Genomic DNA, 24,036 nt, shown 5'->3' on the forward strand with positions numbered 1-24,036 from the left:
AAGAGGAATATATAGTTTCTTCGGAGCTTTAAAACAGATTCAGAGATAAATTATACTTCCTTAACTAACTTCTATTACTCGAATTTATCTGGGTATATATATTTATTAATATTTGGTATTGTATGTAATTCCTATCTTAGACACACTCGAAATAAATAAAAAAATAAATTAATAATTTTTTCTTTTTTTAGCATATTCAACAATGGATTTTCCATTTCTCCTAATTCTACCAACTGTATCTATGATTTTTTTAGCATCTCTTGAAGAAACTGTGATGTATGAAAAGTTTTCAAATACTGCAACATCATCTATATATCTTCCCCTTACACCTGATTTATTCTCTATATATTCAACAAGTTCTCTAGGATTCATTCCATCCTTCTTTCCAAGGGCTACAAATAATCTTGATTGACCTTCTTTAACTTCTTTAACATGCCTATTTTGTTTGATTTTACCATATCTTTTTTCGCTTAGTTCATCCTGAAAGATATATTTTAAAAGAGATGCCACAACTTTTTCAGCATCATTTTCTTCCAATAATTTTTTGGCTATATCAAGATATTCTTCACTGTATTCCTTAGAACTATTTGAAATATTGTCGATAATTGATGACTTCTTTGCACTTATAATATCTTTCACAGTTGGAAGCTCTCTTCTTTCAATGTCTGTTTTTGCTATCTTTTTTATGTATTTTAATTTTCTGATTTCATCGGGTTGAACAAATGTAATCGCTACCCCTCTTTTTCCAGCTCTTCCAGTTCTTCCGATTCTATGAACATAGGACTCTGGATTCTGTGGAAGCGAGTAGTTTATAACATGAGTGAGGTTATTGATATCAATACCTCTCGCTGCAACATCTGTTGCTACAAGGATATTTGACCGTCTATTTTTAAATCTAGATAATATTCTTTCCCTCTGATTTTGAACGATATCTCCATGGATACCTTCTGCTTTGTATCCTCTATTTGCAAGTTTATTTGTTATATCATTTACATCTGCCCTAGTTTTACAAAATACCAATCCGTAAAAGTCATTGTTCATATCTATTGTTCTACACAATGCCTCGAACTTATCGGAACTCCTAACCTCATAGTAAAATTGTTCCACCATGTTTGTAATTAATTGTTCTTTTTTAACACTTATTACCTCATATTTTCTCATGTGTTTTTTAGCCAATCCCATGATTTTCCTAGGCAATGTAGCTGAGAACAGAAGCATTTTTTTGTCGGGATTTGTATATTTTAAAATTTCTTCGACATCATCTATAAATCCCATATCCAGCATTTCGTCAGCTTCATCTAAAACAATATAAGAAACATTGTGTAAATTTAAAGTTCCTCTATTTAAATGGTCTAAAATTCTCCCTGGAGTTCCTACAACAATATCTACTCCTTTCTTCAACTTTCTTATCTGCTCGTTTATAGGCTGCCCGCCATAAACTGGAATAATATTTAAATTTTTATTTCCTTTCAATGAGTTTATCTCATCTGAGACCTGTATGGCAAGTTCTCTTGTTGGGGTGAGCACAAGAGCTTGTACATTTTTTGAACCTTCATTAAGTGTTTCAATCATAGGGATTCCAAAAGCCGCAGTTTTTCCAGTTCCAGTTTGAGCCTGACCTATGATATCCAAGTTTCCTTCTAATAAGATAGGTATTGCTTTCTTTTGGATTGGTGTTGGGTTTGTGAATCCTTTTTTTTCTAATGCATTTATTATATTTTCAGATAATCCTAACTCCTTAAATTCCGTTATAGTCATATAATCAACCTATTTTAATTTTATCGCAGGGGGGCGTCCAAAAACAAAATCTTCGAATTTCATAATTACTCCCAAATATTATGGTTAAATATTTAGAAGCAAGTTTGGAATCTCCCCCAGTTTTTATTATAAATATGAGCTCCCACAGCATTTACTATATATGGCATTTGTAAATAATTATGACATATAATGTTCCTTGTAATATACATCCAAAATTATTTCCCTTTTGGACGATTCACACCAAATATGTGGAAGCACACATTTTTAGTTAAATTAAAAAAATTAAAAAAACTTTTAAAAAATTAAAAAAGTCATACCCTCACTTACGAAGTAAGTGGACAACGAAAACCGAAAGTTTTCGTCTAATTTTAATTCAACTAAATTTAACTAAAAACATATATAGTTAAACCCCATCGTATATATAGTTTATTATTGAGAAGTTGATGCAGGAGGTTGCTGCTGGCTTTCCATTAATCTAACTTTTTTCTCCAAATCTTGCTGCATTTTATTTATAAATTTAATAGTTTTATCTATTTGTTCTTTAAGCATAGTTTCCGCATTAGTTAGTTCTTCAGAGGATTTTTTGAAGTCTTCTATAACATCGGCTATGTTTTTTTCAAGAAAAACATCTCCACCAGTTCCTACTATAATATTTTCGCTGTCAATAACTTCTGCCTTTACAAATGCTCCGCCACCCAATGGCACTAAAATTTCCTTTGATTCTTTCAATCCATTCATAGATTCTATTGATTTCATTAATTCCATTTTCATAATCTCTATTTTTCCGAGTTCATCTTGGAGTTTTTTAACCTGTTGGTTATATAATTCCAATTCATAAAATTGCTTTTGTATTTCTTCATTCATTCTTTCACCTTAAAATATTTTTTAAATATTTTTCATTTATCTTATATATCCTTTTTATATTTTTATAGCACTTATAAATCACAAACTATATATAGATATTTATAATTATTAATAATTATAAAATTAAATTTATATTATACGGGTGTTTATATGAAGGTTTTTGGTGTTGTAGGGTATATATTTGTTTTATTGAAGGCTTTAAGTGAGGCATGGCTCGATGTTGTAAGGCGAAGTGTAAATGGATGTATAAACCCACAAGTTGTTGAAATAGAAACTAATATAAACAACTTGATAGGTCAGGTGCTTTTAGCGTGCAGTATTACTTTAACACCTGGAACATTGACCATAGGGTTATCTCCTGAAAAGAGGAGATTAAAAATCGCCACGATAAGTCCAAGGAAAAGAGATGAAATTGTTCCTTTTGAGCCATATATCAAAAAGATTTTCGACTGATAAGATATATAAAAATTTAATTAAAAATATTAATTTTTTATTATAAAATTATTTAAACCATTCAGGAGTTTTTAATAATTTATAACCTCCTAAAAATCCTGGTTTAGTGTGTATTTCAAAACCCAATTTTTTTAGGTCTCTAATTCTTGAATGAACTGCCCCACGACTATTCCTTTTGATATATTTTTTTAAATACTCTCCGGATATATAATCAGAATTTTTTGAGAATATTTTCTCATTCTCCAATATCCTTCTAGCCTTTTTTTTTCCAAATTCTTCTATGAGTTTGGAGTATGTCTCATTGATATACAACAATATACATAATATTATAAAATGACCTAAATCTAATTTTAAATCCTTTTCATAAGCATGCTCTAAGAATGTCCAAAAATCTAAATTTTTTCCATAACCTTTGAAATTTAATGTTTCAGGTATCATATTTTTATCACAGGGATTAAAATATTTTAATATATGGCGTCGTTCCATAAACATACATCATTTTTATTTGCTTCTAATATTTAACATTTTCATGCAAATTAAAAAATTAAAAATCTAATGAAATTATCTTAATATTTAATGCATCTTCCATATATTTTTTAAATAATTTCAATCCATAAACCTCAGTTCCATAATGTCCCCCATCTATTAAACATAACCCAAGGTCCTCTGCAAGAATCTTTGAGTGATGGGTTAAATCCCCAGATATATATACATCTGCGAGCTCTGAAACATATGTTATAGATTTTTGGGATAATCCATAACCAGATAGGATAGCTACTTTTAGAATTTCTTTATCTTTTACAGCATTGGAATTTACAATAGTGGGGTTTTTTGTAATATGCTCTTTTGTAATATTCAATAGTTCCTCAAAAGTTCCATCATATGTTCCTATTCTACCTAATCCATTTTCGTATAAATATTTAACATCTTTTAATTTGTATAAATCAACAAGGGCGTCATTTAATCCATTTTTACATATATCTAAATTTGTATGGGCAGAATACAATATTATATTATTTTCCATTAGTATCTTTAATTTCTTATATATTAAACCTGTAAATGTTCTTGTAGGGTCTTTCAAAATAGGATGGTGTGTAAATAAAAAATCAATTTTTTCTTCTTTTGCCTTTTTTACTACATTCAGAGAGGGGTCCAATGCCATAGCAATTTTTTCAATATTTTTTAAACTAATTTCATCCCCAACTTGAAGGCCTATGTTATCCCCCTCAATTGCTAACTCTTGTGGTGCAAATTTTTCTATAAATTCTATAATATCCTGTGCTTTAATACCTTTGTTTGTCATAATTATTTCCCCTTTATAATATTTTACTTATATATGTTTTGCCAAAATTATCTGCACCTCTTCGTATGGGAACTTCATTGATGCAGTTTTTTTAGCCCTAAATCCATGTTTTTTTAATAATTTTAGCGTTTTTTCTTCCCCAGTTAATGATGATTGTACTATTTGAATTATTCCATTTTCTTTTAAATAATCTCCAACTTCATCGATAAATCTATCAAGAACTTTTCTTCCATCAATACCTCCATCAAATGCGTAGTTTAAATATTTTTCAAGTTTTTCCTCTTTTGATGTTGGTAAATATGGGGCATTGAATAGAATTACATCGAATCTATTGATATTGAGTTTATTCTTTATCTCACCCATATTTTTAAATAAATCACTTTCAAAAAAGAAAATATCTTCATTTAATTTTAGTTTATTTAATAATGCATTTTCTTTTGCAGTTTTTATTGCATAGGGGTTTATATCTATTCCAACTACTTTTTTAGCTCCTCTTTTTATAGCATTTATTGCTTGAATACCAGTTCCGGTTCCCACATCTAAAACTATCTTATTTTTCACATTCACTAAATTATCCAATAGAAGCTCACTATCCTCAGCGGGTTCATAAACTTTTGGATGGATTTTTATCAATATATTCTTTATTGTCCTCATGGTTATTCCAATTTATATTTTAATAAAAGTTTAATATAAAATATTTTTTATTTAGCATAATTTCCAAATATCATCTCCAACATAATGGATAGTTTTAATTGCCCTACCTTTATTTGATTCTTTCATTGTTTTTCCATCTATTAATGCCTCGCCAACACATAGGGGTTTATTGTATGTCTCATCCACCACAAAAACAATATCTCCCTCATCAATGTTATCATCTGCATCTACTATGCCAGGAGCCATCACATCTGCACCATTTGCTATAAATTTCACAGCACCCATATCAACTACTACTTTACCTTTATTTAGATTATGATTCATTAAAACTTTTAAGGTAGGATATATCTTATCGTTTATTTTAAATGCCACAGATTCGTTATTTATCAAAATTATATCATATTCACTAGTTATGGCGAGCTCACCATTGGACTTTTTTGGAAATATTTCAACCCCAAATATATTATTCAATTCTTCTTTTATTTTTTTTAGTTCCTTCTTTTTTAGGCAATATCTTCTTTTTATTTCCAATATATCACCATTTTTAAATTAATTTATTTCCCAAGAAATCCTTCTAAGAAGAATATTAGTTATCAAAATCCCTTCGGGATTTATACGGTTTCCTCGTTTCGCTCGGAAATGCGCAAATGTTTATATAGTAGCATATCCTATATAATAATTATATAATTGGTATCCCCTATTATCATCTGAGAAGATGAAATCTGCTATTTAGATGGTAGATTACATATAACTATTTCTTTTCGAGTTCTCTAAAACTACATTAATTAGGGCTTGAAAAATCCTTCGGATTTTAGCTCGAAAATCTTTGATTTGCGATGGGAGAGTTCATTTTAAGACAGAAAATAAAAATTAAAATGAGAAAATATGACAGATATAATATTATCATCATTTTTAATAATATGTGCCCTATATCTTCATAATATGTCAAGTTTGATAAATATTATATTCTCTTTTTTTGCAGTTATAAGTTATTTGGCTAATTTAGTAGAAGCACTATCAAATGAAAAATTCGAAGATATATCTATAAAATTAACGATATTATTTAACATATGTATGTTTGCATCATTATTTTATTTAAATATTTATTACATATATAAATTTGTTGTAATATTAATAATAAGTTTATCCATAATTTTATTAGTAAATAAAAATATTTTCAACCTTTTTGTAAAAAAACTAAATATGAACTTACAATGGAATAGGATAACCCACAGAATCTTTTTTCCATTATCATTATATGTTTTACTAAACCCAATAGGTTATGTAACCACAGCAGGAAATCACCTTATGATATTATTATATGGTTTTTTTCAATTAATGGACCAGCTAAGTTTTCATGTATTGATGTTCTTATACTCATTTATAGGTGTTGGATTTGGAACTAGAAGGGGAATATACAAATGTCTAAATAGATTGGGCATATATATTCCAAACATAAAATATGTGATTCTTGGGTTTGTAGCAGTTTATTTAATCGACTATATCATATGGAATGTTCCTCTTTACATAAGTAAATTAGTATATTTAATAGCTCCAAATATTGGAATTGATATAAATACAAAGATGGCAGTGGAATCCTCCAATGTAGAAAGGGTTGTTCAATCTATAAATCAGATGGCACCATCTCTTACAAATATAATATTTTTATCTTTTATTGTGGGTTTAAGTGAGGAGCTCCTATTTAGAGGAGCATTGCAACCAAGATTTGGGAATATTTATACAAGTTTGTTATTTACTATTTTGCATTTTCAATACTTTTCAATTGTGGCATTATTGGATATATTTTTAATTAGTTATATGCTTGGAATTATAAGGCAAAAAACAAATACTTCAACAACAGCGTTAATACATACAATATATGATTTTGTATCACTTACTGGTTTATTTTAAAATATTTAATTATAATACTATAGATATATCTTTTCCAAAATAAATTAAAAAAACATTTAATTATACTAATTATATATTTTAATTAATAAATATATATGGATATAAAAATTAGTATATCTTAGCTACGCTTCGTAGTTTAAACTATATAAAAATAGTGGGCCCAGCCGGATTCGAACCGGCGACCCTCGCCTTGTAAGGGCGATGTCATAGCCAACTAGACCATGGGCCCAAATTATTTTCAATTTTTTAATTTTTTAATTTTTTAAGATTTATAATATTTCATCAAAATAACCAATGAATTTATAATATATAAAGTTTTTGGTTTAGCGGTTATTTTTGCACTACCATAATATTTATCAATATAAAGAATTTAAAAATATAAGGATTATTTTTTATATATGGTGTGATTATGGAACTATATTTAAATAATTTTTTAAAAGATAGGGATGAAGTAATAAAATGTTCAAAAGAAAAAGATAATATAGGTATAGGTAAATTTAAAAAAATTATTGATAAAATTAAATATAAAAAAGAGTTAGAAGAAAAGCCATGCAGCATTGTTGCAGATTTCACAGAGTATAATCCATTGCATAGAGGGCATAACCATTGTTTAAATGAAGGTAAAAAATACGGTATCTTTATAGCCATACTTCCAGCACCACTTGAAAGGAGTGGAAGAGGCATCCCTTACCTTTTTGATAGATATATTCGTTCTGAAATGGCCATAAAAGCTGGTGCAGATATGGTTATTGAAGGTCCTCCCATGGGAATAATGGGTTCTGGTCAGTATATGCAATGCATTATAAAGATGTTTTACAATCTTGGCGCCGAGATTATACCGAGGGGATATATCAAGGAGGAACCTATGGAAGATATAATAAACTGCATAAATCATGGATGTCATATAAGTGTAAAACCATATAATATATCATGTATTGAGACGGGTAAGTTTATATGTAAAAAGCTTGAAATAGATAATTATATTATAGCTTCTATGTCAAAAACCATATATAAAATTAATAAAAACTACAACATCAACTTTAAACCAAAATTTGTTTTTGTAGAAAGAATGGGTAATATAAGTGGAACGAAAATTAGAGAAAGCATATTTAGCGGAAAGTTTGATGAAATAAAAAATATGCTTCCAGAAACTACCTTGGATATATTAAAGAGGTATCACGATAAGGGAAAACTAAACGATATTATTTTAAAAAGGTTTGAGGATAGAATATTGGAAACTGCAAATGAATATGAATTAAAAAGGTATATTCCAAAGCATATAGCAAAGAGTTTAGAAAAAAATAGACCCTATGGTAGTATCGATGAGATTAAAAAGGCAATTCCATATGGATTTTCAAGACATTATAAGGAAAGAATCTTATCAAAACTCGAAGCTCGAATAGAGAACGAGATTATTTCAAAATATATATCAAATTATCCTTCAAAAATAAAAATACTTGCAATAAATAAAAATTTTTAATCATTTCAATATAAAAAATAAATATATAAATTAAAATAATTATAAAATAGTAAAAAATTTAAAAATGGGTTTATATTATGTTGAGTTTGGGTTATTTGTTTATACTATTGGGTTTGATTGTAATTCTATTTGAGGTGATTACACCTGGACTTTATTTTTCAGCAATAGGCATTGCATTGTTAATATATGGTATATTCTTAATATTTTTTCCTTCACTTGCATTGCCTGTGGCAATATTATCTGGATTGATTACAGTATATATTATGTATCGTCTAGTTTATAACGTTGGTAGCGATATAAAAATAGGGGCTGAAAAATTCGTAGGAAGGGAGATAACCATACCTGAGGATTTGGATGAACAGGGTTATGGTTTAATAACCATAGACAATGAAAAATGGCATATTAAATCAAAAGAACCGTTAAAAAAAGGGGACCTTGCTAAAATAATAAGTGTAGAAGGAGTAACATTGGTTGTTGAAAAAATAAATAATAAAGTAATGGATAATAATATTAAAAAATAAATTAAAAATGGAGGGGAATTATGAATTGGTTATGGTTAATAATAGGTGTAATAGTATTATATATAATAATAAAATCCATAACTATTGTGAATCAATACGAATTGGGTTTGATATTTAGGTTAGGAAAGGTTTCTCGATTGTTAAAGCCAGGTGTAAATATATTGATACCAATTATAGAGGAGCCTATGAAAATAGATATAAGAACAAAAGTTATAGATATTCCGCCACAGGAAATGATTACACGAGATAACGCCGCAGTTTCAATAGATGCAGTAGTTTATTATAGAGTTATAGATGTGAAGAGAGCTCTGTTGGAGGTTCAAAACTATGAATATGCCATAGTAAATCTTGCCCAAACAACATTGAGGGCAATAATAGGTAGCATGGAACTGGATGAAGTTTTAAACAAGAGAGAATTTATAAACTCAAAACTATTGGAAACACTTGATAAGGATACTGATGAATGGGGTGTAAGAGTTGAAAAGGTAGAGCTCAGGGAGATAGAGCCACCACAAGATATAAAGAATGCCATGACTCAACAGATGAAGGCTGAGAGATTAAAGAGAGCAGCGATATTGGAGGCAGAAGGGGAGAAACAAAGCAAGATATTAAAGGCAGAAGGTACAGCTGAGAGTTTAAGGATTGAAGCTGAGGGACAGGCAAAGGCAATAAAAATTGTTGCAGAAGCAGCACAGCAGTATTTTAAGGATGAAGCACAGCTCTATAAAGCACTTGATGTAACTAACACAGTGTTAAAGGAAAATACAAAATATATAATATCTGAAAATATAATGGATATTGCAAAGAAACTTGTTAAAAAATAATTAAGTTTTTTATTTTTAGTTTAATTTTTATTATTATCATCTTTTTTATTTTTATTTTAATCATATTACTATATTCTTATATTTATATATTTATTACAAAAACCATATATACTACCTGCAATATTATAAATCATAATAGTTCAATATTATGCCATAATAATAAACATTATATATAATTAATAAATTATTCATAAAATTACATGGGTGGTAGATTGGTAATCTGTCAAAAATTTACAAATCTTTATTGGAGACATAATTATCCACAATATTGGAATAGGATTATAGAGAAAAATCATTTAAAGTCTGTAAATCAGCACGAATTCACAAATTTGCAAAGTTATAGATTTATCGGTATGATGGGAGATGAAATATACAACGACATTACAACGGGACCATGTCTATTAACTCCAAAGGAGATAAGAAGTTTAAATAAGGATACCACTATCGAGGAAGTTCAAAAAATGCTCATGAGGCACCCTACATTTGAGGATTATGTTTCCATAGCTGTGGAGACAAAAGAGGAATACACCACAAGCATAATTATAGAAACATACGAATATGCAAAACTTATAGAGTATAAAACAGAAATCTCATTTGAAGAAGCTCTTAAACTAACAAAAAAAGCTGGGGAAAATTTTAAAAAATACTACGATAAAAAATTAAAAAATAATAATAAAAATAAATCTGGAAAATTGAAATACTTCCCAACACATAAATCATCATTTGACAGTAGATTGAGAGAGCTCTGCAATGAACACTATCAGTTTTACTTAAACAACTCAAACATGTCTAAAAAAGGTAGGGAGATTATAGAAACCAATGCCGAGGAAAGCACATGGTTAAGAATAAAAGTTTCGTTCCTTCCAGAAGCCATCAATAAGGACAAAACAACAATAATTGAACCGGCTTCAAGTATTGAGGGAATGAAGTATGCCAGCATGATTTCAGGGAGCTCCGCAGTAGTTACAAGAAGCCCGCCTACTCTCACAAATAAGCCAGTAATGAATGAAGGCTATGATTATGAGGTATTCTACTTAAATAATCCTATTGAGGAAGAGATTAAAAAAGTTTAGATTAAATGAAGGTAAATCTCCATACGGATGTGCGTCTTATAATTTACATGCCTTCCTGTGTAATGATGATGAAATAAACAACATTGAGGAATTTGAAAATCATATAAATGGAGACTGTAAAAAATGTATGGAATATTTAAAAGATAACATCAATAAATATATATTGAAATAAAAACAGGTGATATTATGGATGAAGTATATGACTTAATAATAATTGGTGGAGGTCCTGCGGGATTAACAGCTGGAATATATGCAATGAGGGCAAAATTAAACACTCTTTGTATAGAGAAAGAGAATGAAGGAGGGAAAATAGCAGAAGCAGGTATTGTGGAAAACTATCCTGGATTTGACAATATAAGAGGTTTTGAATTGGCTCAAAAGTTCGTAGAACATGCAAAGAAATTTAATTTAAATATTGCCCATGATACAATTAAAAAAATCGACACATCAGATAGACCTTTTAAAGTAATTGGGGAAAATAACACATATACTGCAAAAGCCATAATAATAGCAACAGGAACAAAGGATAAAAAATTGGGGTTAAATGAAGATGATTTCGTTGGAAGAGGGGTTTCCTACTGCACAACCTGTGATGCATTCTTTTACTTGAACAAAGAGGTAATAGTTGTTGGAAGGGGAACTCCTGCGGTTATGTCCGCATTAAATTTAAAGGATATTGTAAAAAAGGTAACAGTTATCACAGATAAAAAGGAGCTCAGGGCTGCTGAAAGTATTATGATGGAAAGATTGAATGATGCTGAAAATATAGAAGTAATTACCAATGCAAAACCTTTAAAAATATTGGGTAGTGATAAAGCAGAGGGTGTTTTGGTATCAATCGACGGAGAAGAAAAGGAAATAAAAGCAGATGGTATTTTTATAAGCATGGGACATATACCAAACTCTGAATTCTTAGAAGGTAGCGGTATAGAATTAAATAAAAGTGGATTTGTGGTAGTGGATAAATCATGCAAAACAAACATTGATGGTATATTTGCCTGTGGAGATATTGTAGGGGGAGTTTTACAGGTATCCAAAGCCGTTGGTGAAGGTACAGTTGCACTTGCCAGTGCTTCAAAGTATTTAAATAAATTATAATTATTAATAACCATAAACTTGTGAATTACCCTTCCATTACAGGAGGGGCTTCCTGACTCATAGGGAATAATCCCTCCGTCTTAAAATGGACTTCGTCCATTTTGAGATTTAGCGAATCTTCGATTCGCCAAACAGGCACAACGGACTCTCCCAGCCCTGACTTAATATAGTTTTAGAAAACTTAAGCAATCAATGGTTATAAAGTATTACATCTGAGCAGCACTCTCAGCCTTCTCAGATGATGATAGTGCAGATACATCTATAACTAACATTATCATATATGAATACTACCATATAAATGTTTGCCCGCATTTCCGAGCGATAGCGAGGAAACCGTATAAATCCCGAAGGGATTTTGAGGATTTATCCTCCCGTAGCGAAGCAGAGACCTAAAACCTAACGGTTTTAAGTTTTCCTCACTATTGTTCGGAAATGCTACAATTAGAAAAACCTTCGGTTTTTTGCTCGCTTACTTCGTAAGCGAAATGAAGGATTTTTTAATTCCTTATCTTCGCGAAGCGAGGAGATTTTACAATCACAACGAAGTTAAAATCCAAAGGATTTATAACGGAAGGGGACTTCTCGCGGAATAAATTAAAATTTCTTTTTATTTAAATTTAAAACCTTTTAAACAAAATTTATTAATAAAAAATATATAATAATATATATTCACGATAAATGTATAAATATGTTATAATAAAATATATATATATTATTACATACATAAATAATTACATAATTATTATAACCATAATTATTATAGCGAGGTAAATTATGAGAGCTCTGATAACAGGAGGTGCAGGATTTATAGGTTCCAATATTGCATTGGAGTTGCAGAAAAGATACGATACAATTGTTTTAGACGATTTTTCAAGCGGAAATTTTAAAAATCTCCTTGGTTATGAGGGGGATGTTGTCTCTAAGAGTATTTTGGATGTTGATTTGGATAAATTTAAAGATGTTGATGTTATTTTCCATGAGGCTGCTATAACAGATACAACAGTTAATGACCAGAAGTTAATGATGCAAATAAATACAGAGGGGTTCAGAAGACTTCTAAATTTTGCCGTTGAAAACGATATAAAGTTTATCTATGCATCCTCTGCGGCAACTTATGGTGATGCTGAATCTCCGCAGAAGGAGGAATATGCTGGAAGACCAAATAATATATATGGTTTTTCAAAGTGGATATGCGACTGCATAGCTAAAAAATATATGAAAGATTATCCTGACTCCCATATAGTTGGATTGAGATATTTCAATGTCTTTGGACCAAGGGAGCAGTATAAGGGAAAAATGGCTTCAATGGTTTGGCAGTTGGCAAAACAAATGGTTGATGGAAAAAATCCAAGAATATTCAAATGGGGAGAGCAGAAGAGAGATCAGGTTTATGTTAAAAATATTGTTCAAATAAATTTATTGGCATTGGATGCTAAGGAGAGCTGCATTGTAAATGCAGGTAGTGGGAATGCCGTTTCTTTTAATCATATTATCGAAGTTTTAAATGAAGTTTTAGGCTTTGACTATGAACCAGAGTATTTTGACAACCCTTATAAAGAGTTTTATCAAGATTTTACACAGGCAGATTTAACAAATGCAAAAAAATATTTGGGTTACGAACCTAAATGGAATTTTGAAGATGCTGTTAAGGATTATGTTGAATGGTTGAAGGAGAATAGGTATATTTAAAATAGAGGTGGTACATAATGAAAAAAGCACTTATAACTGGAATAACAGGACAGGACGGATACTATTTAACAAAACTACTTTTGGAAAAAGGATATGAAATTCATGGAATTGTTAGAAGAAATAGTCAAAATTCCCTGGGAAACTTGGAACATCTATCAAAGGAAGAAAAAGAACAGATAAATATCCACTGGGGGGATATTACAGATAATTTATTCATGGATGATGTTGTTAAAGCAGTGCAGCCTGACGAAGTTTATCATTTAGCTGCTCAAAGTTTTGTTGGATTCTCTTTTAAAAATCCAAGATTTACCTACGATGTTAATATTGGTGGAACTTTAAATGTGGCTAATGCTATAAAGGAATATACACCATCTTCAAAACTTTATTTTGCTGCAACATCTGAATTGTATGGAAAGGTTCAGGAAATTCCACAGAAAGAAACCACTCCATTTTATCCAAGGAGCCCTTATGGAGTTTCTAAATTAGCAGGATTTTGGACAATTAAAAATTACAGAGAAAGTTATGACCTATTTATGAGCAATGGTATCCTGTTCAATCATGAATCTATACCAAAAAACTCACCTTTAATATTAAAATTAAACGATGGCATGATTGATATATTACCAATTGAAGATTTGTTCAGAACTGAAAAACATAGATATGAGGGCATGTTAAACAAATACAAAGATAATACTTATGTATGGAATGGAGATGAATGGACAAAATTACTGAACGGAACTTGTTATCAAGATAGTAAAAAACCTTTAAAATTAATTCAAACAAGAGAGTCATGTTATGAAGCTACATATGACCATGTCTGTTTTACTGAGGATAATGACGAAGTAAAAACACAATATATTAATATTGGGGATAAAGTATATTGTGTTAAATATCCAAAAAGTGATAAAAACTTGAAATTAGATGGTTCATTGGCAAAATTCATTGGATTTTTAGTTGGGGATGGATATATTGATGAAAGAGGTAGGATAAGATTAACAGGCACAGATAAAGAACAATTAATAGAAATGGCTGAACTATTAACAAACAAATTTGGCTGGTCATACAGATTGAATACATACGGTCCTGGAAGTTATGAAAATTGCAAAAAAGAGGTATGGCAATTGGACATCAATAACGATGCTTATTTTGGATTATGGCTTAAAGACCATATATATACAAGACACAGTAAAGAAAAAAGAGTTCCTATTTTTATATTAAATTCAGATGTAGAAACTAAAAAAATGTTCTTTGATGGATATTATTTAGCAGATGGAAGGAATAATGGCAACGAAAAATATAAATATAAAGGATTTACTACGAGCTCAGCAACATTATGTTTGGGATTAATATTTGTATTTAAACATTTTTCAAATCAAACTGTGAAATGCAAATGTGAGTATAGAGAAGGTAGAAGATATTACTATGTTCAGTTTAGAGCTCCAAATCCAACAGGCAAAGGAGAACACCTTAGGAAAGATTTAAATGAAGTAATTAAAATTATCGATACAGAATCTCCTGATGGATGGTTCTTTGATATTCAAACGGAATCGCAAACTTTTGCAACAGGACCTAATTTGTTTAAAATACATAATAGTCCTATGCGTGGCCCAGAATTTGTAACAAGAAAAATAACAATAGCTGTTGCTAAAATATACAATGGATTACAGGATTTTGTTGAGTTGGGGAATTTAAGTGCTAAAAGGGACTGGGGTTATGCTGGGGATTACGTTTATGGTATGTGGAAAATATTACAGCACGATAAGCCAGATGACTTTGTTTTAGCAACAAACGAAACTCACACAGTTAGAGAATTTGTTGAAAATGCGTTTAAGGTTGTTGGAATCGACATAGAATGGGAAGGGGAGGGAGTCAATGAAGTTGGTAAAGATGCCAACACTGGAAAGGTTTTGGTAAAAGTTAATCCTGAATTTTTCAGACCTGCGGAAGTTGATATATTAATTGGTGATTACTCAAAGGCTAAGAAGGAGCTCGGATGGGAACCAAAAGTTAAATTTGAAGAATTGGTTAAGATGATGGTTGAAAAGGATTTGGAAAGGATTGGAAATAAATGAATTTAAATATAATTTCACTGAGCTCAGATTTAAAATGAATTATGTGAGCTCCGATATTTTTTAATTTTTTATTTAAAGGAATGATACCATGGACAAGAAACTTTTAGCATTGATACCGGCATATAACGAAGAGAAATCTATTAAGATAGTACTTGAAAATATTAAAGATATTGTTGATGGGATTTTAGTTGTTGATGATGGGAGCTCTGATAACACAACGAAGTATGCAAAGGAATGTGGTGTTGAAGTAATTACCTTTGAAGAGAATAAGGGAAAGGGGGTTGCAATAAGGGAAGGTTATAAATATTTTACTAACTCTGAGTATGATATCTGCTTTATTTTTGATGCCGATGGGCAGTATAGAAAGGAAGATATTTTGCCAGTTTGCGAACCTATTATAAATGATGAAGCAGATATAGTTGTAGGTTCAAGATTTTTAGGGGAATATACTGAAGGAGCGAATATTAACTACAAAATTAGAATCGCATGTAATAATATATCCACCACAGTAACAAGGATTATGTCGGGAGTTCCAACAACTGACTCACAAAGTGGTTTAGTTGCAATTAATAAATATGCTGCTAAACAGCTTGATTTGGAAGCCGATAGGTGGGGGATTCATCAGGAAATCATAATAAGGGCAGGTAAAAAAGGTTTGAGATATAAAGAAGTTCCAATTGTATTTGAAAAAAGAATGCATGGAGTTTCTCGGTTAAAGGTTTTGAAATATCCTTTTACAGCATTTCCTGTAATGTTGAAAGCTTGGATTAGGAGATAATTGGGGGATATATTGAGAGCTTTGATTATAATTCTTTCTGGAATAGGTAACGCAATAACTACATTACCTGTTATTGAAATTTTATATAAAAATAATATTGATGTGGATGTTCTTGTTAGTTCAAAAGTAAATCAAGATTTACTTTCTAAGGATTTTAGAGTAAAAAATATATACATATTCAATCCTAAAAATCTTATCAAAGGATTAAAATTAATCAAACAATTAAAAAATGAAAAATACGATTTTGCAATGACAATTTATCCACCACAAGGTATTCTATCAGGCATTATATTATATTTAACTGGTGCAAAAATAAAAACACAATATACCTGCAATTATCTGTTTAAATTTTTGAGCATGAAATTGAAAATCCCAATCATTTATAAATACAATTTTGGATTATTCGAAAAACTACTACTAACCCATCCAAAGGATATAAATGATAAAAAACATGCTGTATATTTAATGACTGATTTATTAAAACCATTTTTTAAATTTGATGATGGAGATTTAAATTTAAAATATTATTTAAATAATGATGAAATAAAGTTTTCTGAAGAATTTTGGAGCAAAAATAAATTAAATGATAAATTTGTTATTGGGATTCACACTGGGACTAGCAATAAACCACCGTTTAAAATGTGGGATTTTGAATATTGGAAACAATTATTATTAAAAATAAATGAAAAATATAAAAATATTAAATTTGTAGCATTTATAGGTCCAAGTGAAGAAGAACATGAGATATATTTAAAAAATTTGGATTTAGATAATTTAATTATGGCAAAAAATTTGACTATTAGAGAGACTATTGCTTTAATATCTAAATGTAATTTCTTTATCTCTGCTGATTCAGGTCTTGCCCATTGTGCATCTTTATTTAAAACTCCACAAATTACTATGTTTGGACCTGTTGATTATAAGTATATTCATCCATTCTCTGAAAATTGCAAGGTTGTTGTTCCTGATAATTATAAACCGTTTTATATTCCTCATTGCGGATTTATGTCTAAACCTTATGATTGTATGAAAGATTTAAAACCCGAGAAAGTTTTTAGGGAGTTTGAGGAGTATTTGGGAAAATTGAATATTGAATTGATTTAAAAGGTCGATAAAATGAAAATAGGGATTATTTCAGATAGATTAAATAGACCATTAACAGGGATAGGAAATTATGTTTATAATCTAATAAACGAACTTTCAAAAATTGATAAAGAAAATATTTATTTAATAAATTATGAAGAAAATCATCTGTTTCCCGAATTAAGCAAAATTATTGTAAAAAATCCATTTGAAAAATTTCCAAAGAAACCTTTTTATTTCTGGCATTTGTATTTAAATTATTATCTTAATAAAAAAAAGTTAGATGTGGGCGTTATTCATAGTCCTGAAAGTGTGGCATTATTTAGTAAGTTGAAATACCAAAAAAAGATAATTACTGTTTATGACATTATACCTTATATTTTTCCTAGAACATCTATTAAATTAAATTATTATAGATACAAATATTTATTTCCATTAGTTTTAAAGAAATCTGATAAAATAATTTCAATTTCACATCACACAAAACAAGACTTAATAAAACATTTTAAAATCCCAGAAGATAAAATAAAAGTAATACACTTAGCAGCAAACGAAAATTATAAACCACTAAAAGAAAATGAAATAAACAAAGTAAAAGAAAAGTATAATTTAAATTATCCATTTATATTATATGTGGGGGCATTATCTGCTAATAAGAATATTCCAACTTTATTAAAAGCAATTTACAAACTTAAAAAACAAGGAATAAAATATAAATTGGTGATAACCGGACCGAAAAGATGGGAATATAAATCCATCTTCGAAACCATAGAAAAACTAAACCTACAAAAGGATGTTATATTTACAGGCTATGTTCCAGATGAAGACTTACCTGCTTTATACAACGCAGCGGATTTATTCGTTTATCCTTCTCTTTATGAAGGTTTTGGATTACCACCATTAGAAGCTATGCAGTGCGGAACACCAGTAATTACATCCAATACATCTTCTTTACCTGAGGTTGTTGGGGATGCGGGAATAATGGTTAATCCTTACGATGTTGATGAGTTGGCTAAGGCGATGTATGAAGTTTTAACTAATGACGGATTGAGAGAAGAACTATCTAAAAAAGGTATAGAACGAGCTAAATTATTTAGTTGGAAAAAATGTGCTGAGGAGCATTTAAAAGTTTATGAAGAAGTTTATAATATGAAATGAGGGGAAAAATGAAAATAGGGATTATTGCAAATCCAATAGATGATATAAAAACGGGAATAGGTTCATATACATACAATGTATTAATAGAACTTTTTAAAATAGAATATAAAAAAAATAGCGATAATAGATATACTATAATTCATCGTAAAAAGTGCGAGCATTTAAATATACTGTTAAATAAATACAATTTTTTAAGTGAAATTATAATTCCAGTGCCTAAAATACCATTAGGTCATGAGATTCAAAAAATGATAATAACTCCACATGTATTAAAAAAACATGATTTCGATATAATTCATGATGTGTATCATTTTGGACCTTTTTTATCATTGAAAAAACCTAAAAAAATTTTAACAGTTTATGATATAACACCCTTATTATATCCTAAAACTCATAAAAAAAGTAAAGTATTAATGCATAGATATTATTTTCCATTAGTTTTAAAGAAATCAGATAAAATAATTTCAATTTCACATCACACAAAACAAGACTTAATAAAACACTTTAAAATCTCAGAGGATAAAATAAAAGTAATACACTTAGCAGCAAATGAAAATTACAAACCATTAAAAGAAAATGAAATAAATAAAATATTAGACGAAACCGAAGGTTTCGTTGCTAGAAATTCGCTTCGCTCATTTCTAAAACAAAAATATAATTTAAACTATCCATTTATATTATACGTTGGAACATTAGAGCCAAGAAAAAATATTCCAACATTATTAAAAGCACTCTATAAACTTAAAAAACAAGGAATAAAACATAAATTAGTAATCACCGGTAAAAAAGGCTGGAAATACAAATCTATCTTTGAGACCATAGAAAAACTAAACCTACAAAAGGATGTTATATTTACAGGCTATGTTCCAGATGAAGACTTACCTGCTTTATACAACGCAGCGGTTTTATTCGTTTATCCTTCCCTGTATGAAGGTTTTGGATTACCACCATTAGAAGCAATGGCATGCGGTACTCCAGTAATTACTTCAAATACTTCTTCTTTACCTGAGGTTGTTGGAGATGCGGGAATAATGGTTAATCCTTACGATGTTGATGAATTAGCAAATAAAATGTATGAAGTTTTAACTAATGACGGATTAAGAGAAGAGTTATCTAAGAAAGGTTTAGAAAGAGCCAAATTATTTAGTTGGAAAAAATGTGCAGAAGAAACTTTAAAAGTTTATGAAGAAGTTTATAATATGAAATAAATAAAAAAGGGAAATTAATAATTAAAATCATAAATTTTAGCTTTTCCAGAATCATATATTAAATTTTCATTAGTATCTAATATCGTTTTTAATTCTTTTGTTTCATTTTTTGTAAGGGGGGCAACAGTTAATCCACCAACGAATCCTTTGTCAAGTTCGTATTTTGTCAATATGAATTTAGATACTCGACCTTTTTTCAGCGAATAATATATTTCATTAATACTTTTGTGCTCCTTAACTCCTGGTATTAGCATGTAATCTAAAGCAGGTTTTGGGTATATTATATTCAATTTAGATATACTATATTTTGACATCTCAGCATATAATGCAGAGCTTGATTCTAATGATCCTACAATTATTTCAGGTCTATCAATGTTACTAATTAAAAAATTGAAACTTTGTTCTCCATCATTTCTAACTTGATAAGGAAATGGACTATATCCACTAATTGCATAATATGCTTCAAAGGAACTATCTAATATTAAAAACAATGTAAGAATGAATGCCCCTATTAAAAATAATTTTCCAGTATTTTTCCAAAATATCTTTTTAGAATTTAATAATTCGGTAATTGGCGTTAATATTAAAGAATTTAAAAACCAACTGTTTGGCAAATAAAATGACAAATTACCACCATAATTTATAAAATAGGTATACATCCATGTAAAATCCCTTCCTAATATGAGTGTGTAAAAATATGACATAAGATTAACATTTTTATCTTTATTTTTTAAATAATATAATGTAATTGTTATAAATATAGAAATTGCAGATAATACAAATAATATATGCCACCATTTTCTAAAAAACATCCATTGTGTAGTATATACATAACCACTATATGAGGAAATAACTCCTGACGAAGAGCCTGTAATTTTGTTTATTACTGTATTTATCAATATATCAAAAATATCCAAAAAATTCCCAGCATGACTCAAATTTAAAAAATAAAAATTTTGTAATGTTATCAAAATTATGAAAATTGGTATAGCATGTTTTAGATAATCTATCTTATTATTTAATAAATTTAAACCAATACATTTTAACAACATACAAGCCGTTATAAATATTATCAACCCCCCTAAAATTGTCATCGGAAAATTATAATGTGTGAATAAATTAGTTATGAATATTATATATATTAATAAAAATATTTTTTGTATAATTTCATGATTATTATTTAATATGAAATATTTTAACAAAAGATAATAAATAGCTAAGATATATACCCAATAAATACCATGATATTCCATAACATAAAACTTTCCTATTACGAATTTACAAATAAATGCATATATTCCAGATAAAACCACAAAAAATATAAATATGTTCAAATTTTGATTTCTGCTTATTTTAGTATTTATCGAATATAATATTTTAAATATAAGATATAAAAATATACAATATATTATATAAGGAATTGGTAGATAACTTACAGTATATTCATTTAAACCAGTCATTTTAGCTATGATACACACTATTATTCCGGACAAAGGTTCATACTTTATAAAATCCTTCGTATGATCTTGCCATGCAGAATATTTTGCAGCATTTGAAATATAATCACATGCTTCAGTTATACTACCGAATTCACCAATCGATTTTGCCATAATTATTGTTGTTGGTATAAATGGATCACATTGAAAATTCAAGGTTACGGTGTTTATATATAAACCCATTATAAATATTAACAATAATATAACACCATGGTATGCTTTAATTTTCATAATTTTTCCTCCTTTATATGGTGATATAATGTATAATAATTTACTGAAATTGTTGAAATTAAATGTTGATGTAATTATCATGTTATTTTGTTTTTTGATTGAATATTGTTTAATATCTTATGATGTATGGACTATATTACAAATTATAGTGGGATGTATAATATCATTATTCTTTCCCGGATATTTTTTTATAAATAGTTTATTTTTTGATGATGAACTATTTACTAGTTTAGAAAAATTTGGTTTATATTTGGTATTAAGTATTTGCATTATTGGATTATTAGGTCTATTTATAAGTTATACTTTCGGAATTTCATCATGTAATATACTATGGACATTATTATTATGGAATATGTTTTTCTCAATAACGATTGTTATTAAAAGATATAATTTGTTAAAATAGAATTATATTAAAGCTATCTTTTTTTAAAAATTTTTATAAAAATATCATTTATATTATTTTTGTTTGGAAATTTAAGCAATAATCTTAAATCTTTTTTCCTTAATTTCAATAACTTACCCGTAAAATAAAAATAAATCAAAAATCCAAAAACCTCAGTAATAACCGTAGCTAAAGCCGCACCATTTAGACTATATTTAGGTATTAATAATAAATTTAATAATATATTTATTAAAGCTCCAACACCAGTTCCAAATGCAACAATTCTTTGTTTATTCATTGAGTTTAATAAACCACTTGTCATTGTACTTATACATATTATAAAAAACGCCCATATCAAAATTTTAAAAGCTAAAACACTTCCAACATATTCTTGACCATATAATATAATAATTATTTCTTTTGCAAATAAACTAACAAAAATTGAAATCAATAATCCAATAATTAATGATATTTGAAATGATTTAAGAAATATTTTTTTTAATTTTTCACGGGAATTTATATTTTTTGACATTACTGGGTAAAACACAGTAAATAAAACAGAAGGAATAAGCCCTACAAGTCCATCAATAATTCTATACTGTGCTGAATACAATCCAACAACATCGCTTGTTTTCATCATACCCAACATCACAGTATCTATTCTAAAATAAATAATAACAAAAAATCCAATTAATGCAAAAGGCCAAGCTTCTTTTAACAATTCCTTCCAAAATTTTAAATCAATTTCAATTTTTGGTTTAACAAACTTCCATGTGGAAATAATTAAATTATACAACAAAACCCCAATTCCAGAAATCAAATAGATATATGCAAACCCTTCAACATTAAACCCAAAATACATGGCAATAAAAACACCCAAAAGCATTAAAGAACTATTCAATATACTTCCAATTCCCACAAATTCCATCCTTTCATGACCTTGATATATAGAATAAAACATACTATTAAAAGAATTAATTAAGACATAAAATGCAATTAAATAAACAACATAAACAGTTTCTGCTGGATAGTTCATTAGATTTATAGAAATAACAACCAACACAAAAGTAATTATACCTAAAATAAATTTTATAAGTGTAATATTTCCCAAATATTTCCCAGTTAAATTTGTATTTCTTGCTACCTCTCTAACAGTTAAAGGCTGTAATCCCATATCTGCAAGCACACCAAACATTCCAGTAAATGCTAAGGCAAAAGATAAAATACCAAATCCCTCAACCCCCAAATATCTCGCCATATAGATGGTATAAACAAAACCAAAAAATTTGGATATAATATTGGATACGAATAAAATCCCCGTGTTCTTAGCAATTCTTTTTACTGTGCTCATCTTAACCCCAATTATATATTAAAAAATTAAAACTTAATACTCTATATTAATTCTCTTTTTATTTAAGTATTTCCATGTTTTAAACCAATAATCATCGGAGCTCCCATAAAATATGAAAAAATATTAATATTTCATAATGTTAGGCTCTCCTAATATAAAATAACCGCTCTGAAAATATAAACTAAATAAAAATTAAACCACCCTCTTAATGGCATTCCAAATTAAAAATGATTGTGGTTTTAAAGTTCCATCAATATAGGATTTAGGAATAAGATATTCTCCTTAACCAAATACATATACACAGGAGGAGAAATTTCTTTTTTCGAAATTTCATATTTATCTTTAAATAGTTTTAATGTTTCAATTATATTTCCTTTTTCAACCTCTATACTTTTATTTCTTATATCTATTTTTGGCTCAATATAATCTAAAATATCTAAAAACATCTCCAACTTCGAAATCTCATCCTTAAGCATAAAATTTAAAATCTCATCTAAATCTTCATACCTCATTTTATCAATAACTTTATAAATTAAAACTGGCTTCCCACCAACATAAAAATATATTTCCTCTTTTTCTTCATTGGAGAGATTTTTATTCAATATTTCATTGGATAAAAAATCCATAAACTTTAAGGCAGTTTCTCTAT

21 protein-coding genes, 1 tRNA gene and 3 pseudogenes are annotated in these 24,036 nt (G+C 28.6%); 15 read left to right on the forward strand and 10 right to left on the reverse strand.

The genetic code is table 11. The features are described from left to right. Positions 1 to 168: 168 nt before the first annotated feature. Both F7B34_RS02675 and pfdA read right to left on the reverse strand, forming a co-directional pair. Entirely contained in the window at positions 169 to 1,758 is a 1,590-nt protein-coding gene (locus F7B34_RS02675; RefSeq protein WP_292460164.1) for a DEAD/DEAH box helicase, read from the reverse strand. 429 nt (positions 1,759 to 2,187) lie between these two features. Further along, positions 2,188 to 2,622: a prefoldin subunit alpha gene (gene pfdA, locus F7B34_RS02680; RefSeq protein WP_292460165.1), complete on the reverse strand. Its 435-nt coding sequence runs from the start codon at positions 2,620 to 2,622 to the stop codon at positions 2,188 to 2,190. Positions 2,623 to 2,772: 150 nt separating this feature from the next. On the opposite strand from pfdA, the gene F7B34_RS02685 reads away from it, so the two are divergent. Further along, the gene (locus F7B34_RS02685) at positions 2,773 to 3,075 is read left to right on the forward strand and encodes a monovalent cation/H+ antiporter subunit E (RefSeq protein ID WP_292460166.1); all 303 of its coding nucleotides are present in this window, start codon (positions 2,773 to 2,775) and stop codon (positions 3,073 to 3,075) included. Positions 3,076 to 3,123: 48 nt separating this feature from the next. On the opposite strand, the gene F7B34_RS02690 is transcribed toward F7B34_RS02685, so the two are convergent. The 4 genes from F7B34_RS02690 to F7B34_RS02705 form a co-directional block, all read right to left on the reverse strand. After that, positions 3,124 to 3,513: an HTH domain-containing protein gene (locus F7B34_RS02690; protein ID WP_292460167.1), complete on the reverse strand. Its 390-nt coding sequence runs from the start codon at positions 3,511 to 3,513 to the stop codon at positions 3,124 to 3,126. 106 nt (positions 3,514 to 3,619) lie between these two features. Continuing rightward, a complete protein-coding gene (locus tag F7B34_RS02695; protein ID WP_292460188.1) occupies positions 3,620 to 4,363 on the reverse strand; it encodes a Nif3-like dinuclear metal center hexameric protein in 744 nt (247 codons plus the stop codon). 42 nt (positions 4,364 to 4,405) lie between these two features. After that, complete coding sequence (locus F7B34_RS02700; RefSeq protein WP_292460168.1) at positions 4,406 to 5,032, reverse strand: HemK2/MTQ2 family protein methyltransferase; 627 nt, start codon at positions 5,030 to 5,032, stop codon at positions 4,406 to 4,408. A 51-nt stretch (positions 5,033 to 5,083) separates the two neighbouring features. Then, entirely contained in the window at positions 5,084 to 5,563 is a 480-nt protein-coding gene (locus tag F7B34_RS02705) for an RNA-binding protein (RefSeq protein WP_292460169.1), read from the reverse strand. Between the two features lie 354 nt (positions 5,564 to 5,917). Here F7B34_RS02705 and F7B34_RS02710 point away from each other — a divergent pair, with 354 nt between their 5' ends. After that, positions 5,918 to 6,943 (forward strand): CPBP family intramembrane glutamic endopeptidase, encoded by a 1,026-nt coding sequence (locus F7B34_RS02710; RefSeq protein WP_292460170.1) that lies wholly within the window; start codon positions 5,918 to 5,920, stop codon positions 6,941 to 6,943. Positions 6,944 to 7,098: 155 nt separating this feature from the next. On the opposite strand, the gene F7B34_RS02715 is transcribed toward F7B34_RS02710, so the two are convergent. Further along, positions 7,099 to 7,172: transfer RNA gene (locus F7B34_RS02715), tRNA-Val, on the reverse strand. Positions 7,173 to 7,352: 180 nt separating this feature from the next. Here F7B34_RS02715 and F7B34_RS02720 point away from each other — a divergent pair. From F7B34_RS02720 to F7B34_RS02775, 12 genes and pseudogenes are all read left to right on the forward strand, one after another. Then, complete coding sequence (locus F7B34_RS02720) at positions 7,353 to 8,423, forward strand: nucleotidyltransferase family protein (protein ID WP_292460171.1); 1,071 nt, start codon at positions 7,353 to 7,355, stop codon at positions 8,421 to 8,423. Between the two features lie 77 nt (positions 8,424 to 8,500). Further along, positions 8,501 to 8,944 (forward strand): NfeD family protein, encoded by a 444-nt coding sequence (locus tag F7B34_RS02725; protein WP_367116334.1) that lies wholly within the window; start codon positions 8,501 to 8,503, stop codon positions 8,942 to 8,944. Between the two features lie 20 nt (positions 8,945 to 8,964). Beyond that, the gene (locus F7B34_RS02730; RefSeq protein ID WP_292460172.1) at positions 8,965 to 9,768 is read left to right on the forward strand and encodes an SPFH domain-containing protein; all 804 of its coding nucleotides are present in this window, start codon (positions 8,965 to 8,967) and stop codon (positions 9,766 to 9,768) included. 212 nt (positions 9,769 to 9,980) lie between these two features. Next, a pseudogene (locus tag F7B34_RS02735) lies at positions 9,981 to 11,013 on the forward strand (hypothetical protein). A gap of 14 nt (positions 11,014 to 11,027) precedes the next feature. Continuing rightward, entirely contained in the window at positions 11,028 to 11,939 is a 912-nt protein-coding gene (gene trxR / locus F7B34_RS02740; protein WP_292460174.1) for a F420-dependent thioredoxin reductase, read from the forward strand. Between the two features lie 774 nt (positions 11,940 to 12,713). Further along, positions 12,714 to 13,628 (forward strand): ADP-glyceromanno-heptose 6-epimerase, encoded by a 915-nt coding sequence (gene rfaD, locus F7B34_RS02745; protein ID WP_292460176.1) that lies wholly within the window; start codon positions 12,714 to 12,716, stop codon positions 13,626 to 13,628. A 17-nt stretch (positions 13,629 to 13,645) separates the two neighbouring features. After that, positions 13,646 to 14,755 (forward strand): annotated as a pseudogene (locus tag F7B34_RS02750) (GDP-mannose 4,6-dehydratase); the annotation flags it as partial. 114 nt (positions 14,756 to 14,869) lie between these two features. Beyond that, entirely contained in the window at positions 14,870 to 15,700 is an 831-nt protein-coding gene (locus tag F7B34_RS07845; RefSeq protein WP_292460192.1) for a GDP-mannose 4,6-dehydratase, read from the forward strand. An 88-nt stretch (positions 15,701 to 15,788) separates the two neighbouring features. Beyond that, positions 15,789 to 16,478 (forward strand): glycosyltransferase family 2 protein, encoded by a 690-nt coding sequence (locus F7B34_RS02760; protein WP_292460178.1) that lies wholly within the window; start codon positions 15,789 to 15,791, stop codon positions 16,476 to 16,478. A 12-nt stretch (positions 16,479 to 16,490) separates the two neighbouring features. Beyond that, positions 16,491 to 17,582, forward strand: a complete 1,092-nt coding sequence (locus F7B34_RS02765) for a glycosyltransferase family 9 protein (protein ID WP_292460179.1) — start codon at positions 16,491 to 16,493, stop codon at positions 17,580 to 17,582. Between the two features lie 12 nt (positions 17,583 to 17,594). Then, positions 17,595 to 18,719 carry a glycosyltransferase family 1 protein gene (locus F7B34_RS02770; protein WP_292460181.1) on the forward strand — a complete coding sequence of 375 codons (1,125 nt, stop codon included), beginning with the start codon at positions 17,595 to 17,597 and terminating at the stop codon, positions 18,717 to 18,719. A gap of 8 nt (positions 18,720 to 18,727) precedes the next feature. Then, positions 18,728 to 19,927 (forward strand): glycosyltransferase family 1 protein, encoded by a 1,200-nt coding sequence (locus tag F7B34_RS02775; protein ID WP_292460183.1) that lies wholly within the window; start codon positions 18,728 to 18,730, stop codon positions 19,925 to 19,927. Positions 19,928 to 19,941: 14 nt separating this feature from the next. Here the strand turns inward: F7B34_RS02775 and F7B34_RS02780 are convergent, their stop codons facing one another. After that, positions 19,942 to 21,654 (reverse strand): hypothetical protein, encoded by a 1,713-nt coding sequence (locus tag F7B34_RS02780; protein ID WP_292460185.1) that lies wholly within the window; start codon positions 21,652 to 21,654, stop codon positions 19,942 to 19,944. A gap of 79 nt (positions 21,655 to 21,733) precedes the next feature. On the opposite strand from F7B34_RS02780, the gene F7B34_RS07815 reads away from it, so the two are divergent. Beyond that, positions 21,734 to 22,057: a DUF1616 domain-containing protein gene (locus F7B34_RS07815; protein ID WP_367116335.1), complete on the forward strand. Its 324-nt coding sequence runs from the start codon at positions 21,734 to 21,736 to the stop codon at positions 22,055 to 22,057. A gap of 13 nt (positions 22,058 to 22,070) precedes the next feature. On the opposite strand, the gene F7B34_RS02785 is transcribed toward F7B34_RS07815, so the two are convergent. Together F7B34_RS02785 and F7B34_RS02790 are read right to left on the reverse strand one after the other, a co-directional pair. Continuing rightward, a complete protein-coding gene (locus F7B34_RS02785) occupies positions 22,071 to 23,387 on the reverse strand; it encodes a flippase (protein WP_292460187.1) in 1,317 nt (438 codons plus the stop codon). Between the two features lie 192 nt (positions 23,388 to 23,579). After that, positions 23,580 to 24,036 (reverse strand): annotated as a pseudogene (locus F7B34_RS02790) (ATP-binding protein); the annotation flags it as partial.

The organism is Methanothermococcus sp., assembly GCF_015523155.1.
Taxonomy (GTDB): domain Archaea; phylum AGJL01; class Methanococci; order Methanococcales; family Methanococcaceae; genus Methanofervidicoccus.

Excerpts from the sequence above, each read along its gene's own strand:
- F7B34_RS02775 (WP_292460183.1), top strand. The coding sequence starts at position 18,728 with ATGAAAATAGGGATTATTGCAAATCCAATAGATGATATAAAAACGGGA.
- F7B34_RS02725 (WP_367116334.1), top strand. The coding sequence starts at position 8,501 with ATGTTGAGTTTGGGTTATTTGTTTATACTATTGGGTTTGATTGTAATT.
- F7B34_RS02785 (WP_292460187.1), bottom strand. The coding sequence starts at position 23,387 with ATGAGCACAGTAAAAAGAATTGCTAAGAACACGGGGATTTTATTCGTA.
- F7B34_RS02690 (WP_292460167.1), bottom strand. The coding sequence starts at position 3,513 with ATGATACCTGAAACATTAAATTTCAAAGGTTATGGAAAAAATTTAGAT.
- pfdA (WP_292460165.1), bottom strand. The coding sequence starts at position 2,622 with ATGAATGAAGAAATACAAAAGCAATTTTATGAATTGGAATTATATAAC.
- F7B34_RS02720 (WP_292460171.1), top strand. The coding sequence starts at position 7,353 with ATGGAACTATATTTAAATAATTTTTTAAAAGATAGGGATGAAGTAATA.
- F7B34_RS02685 (WP_292460166.1), top strand. The coding sequence starts at position 2,773 with ATGAAGGTTTTTGGTGTTGTAGGGTATATATTTGTTTTATTGAAGGCT.
- rfaD (WP_292460176.1), top strand. The coding sequence starts at position 12,714 with ATGAGAGCTCTGATAACAGGAGGTGCAGGATTTATAGGTTCCAATATT.
- F7B34_RS07845 (WP_292460192.1), top strand. The coding sequence starts at position 14,870 with ATGTTCTTTGATGGATATTATTTAGCAGATGGAAGGAATAATGGCAAC.
- F7B34_RS02700 (WP_292460168.1), bottom strand. The coding sequence starts at position 5,032 with ATGAGGACAATAAAGAATATATTGATAAAAATCCATCCAAAAGTTTAT.
- F7B34_RS02675 (WP_292460164.1), bottom strand. The coding sequence starts at position 1,758 with ATGACTATAACGGAATTTAAGGAGTTAGGATTATCTGAAAATATAATA.
- F7B34_RS02710 (WP_292460170.1), top strand. The coding sequence starts at position 5,918 with ATGACAGATATAATATTATCATCATTTTTAATAATATGTGCCCTATAT.
- trxR (WP_292460174.1), top strand. The coding sequence starts at position 11,028 with ATGGATGAAGTATATGACTTAATAATAATTGGTGGAGGTCCTGCGGGA.
- F7B34_RS02730 (WP_292460172.1), top strand. The coding sequence starts at position 8,965 with ATGAATTGGTTATGGTTAATAATAGGTGTAATAGTATTATATATAATA.
- F7B34_RS02770 (WP_292460181.1), top strand. The coding sequence starts at position 17,595 with ATGAAAATAGGGATTATTTCAGATAGATTAAATAGACCATTAACAGGG.
- F7B34_RS07815 (WP_367116335.1), top strand. The coding sequence starts at position 21,734 with ATGTTATTTTGTTTTTTGATTGAATATTGTTTAATATCTTATGATGTA.
- F7B34_RS02760 (WP_292460178.1), top strand. The coding sequence starts at position 15,789 with ATGGACAAGAAACTTTTAGCATTGATACCGGCATATAACGAAGAGAAA.
- F7B34_RS02780 (WP_292460185.1), bottom strand. The coding sequence starts at position 21,654 with ATGAAAATTAAAGCATACCATGGTGTTATATTATTGTTAATATTTATA.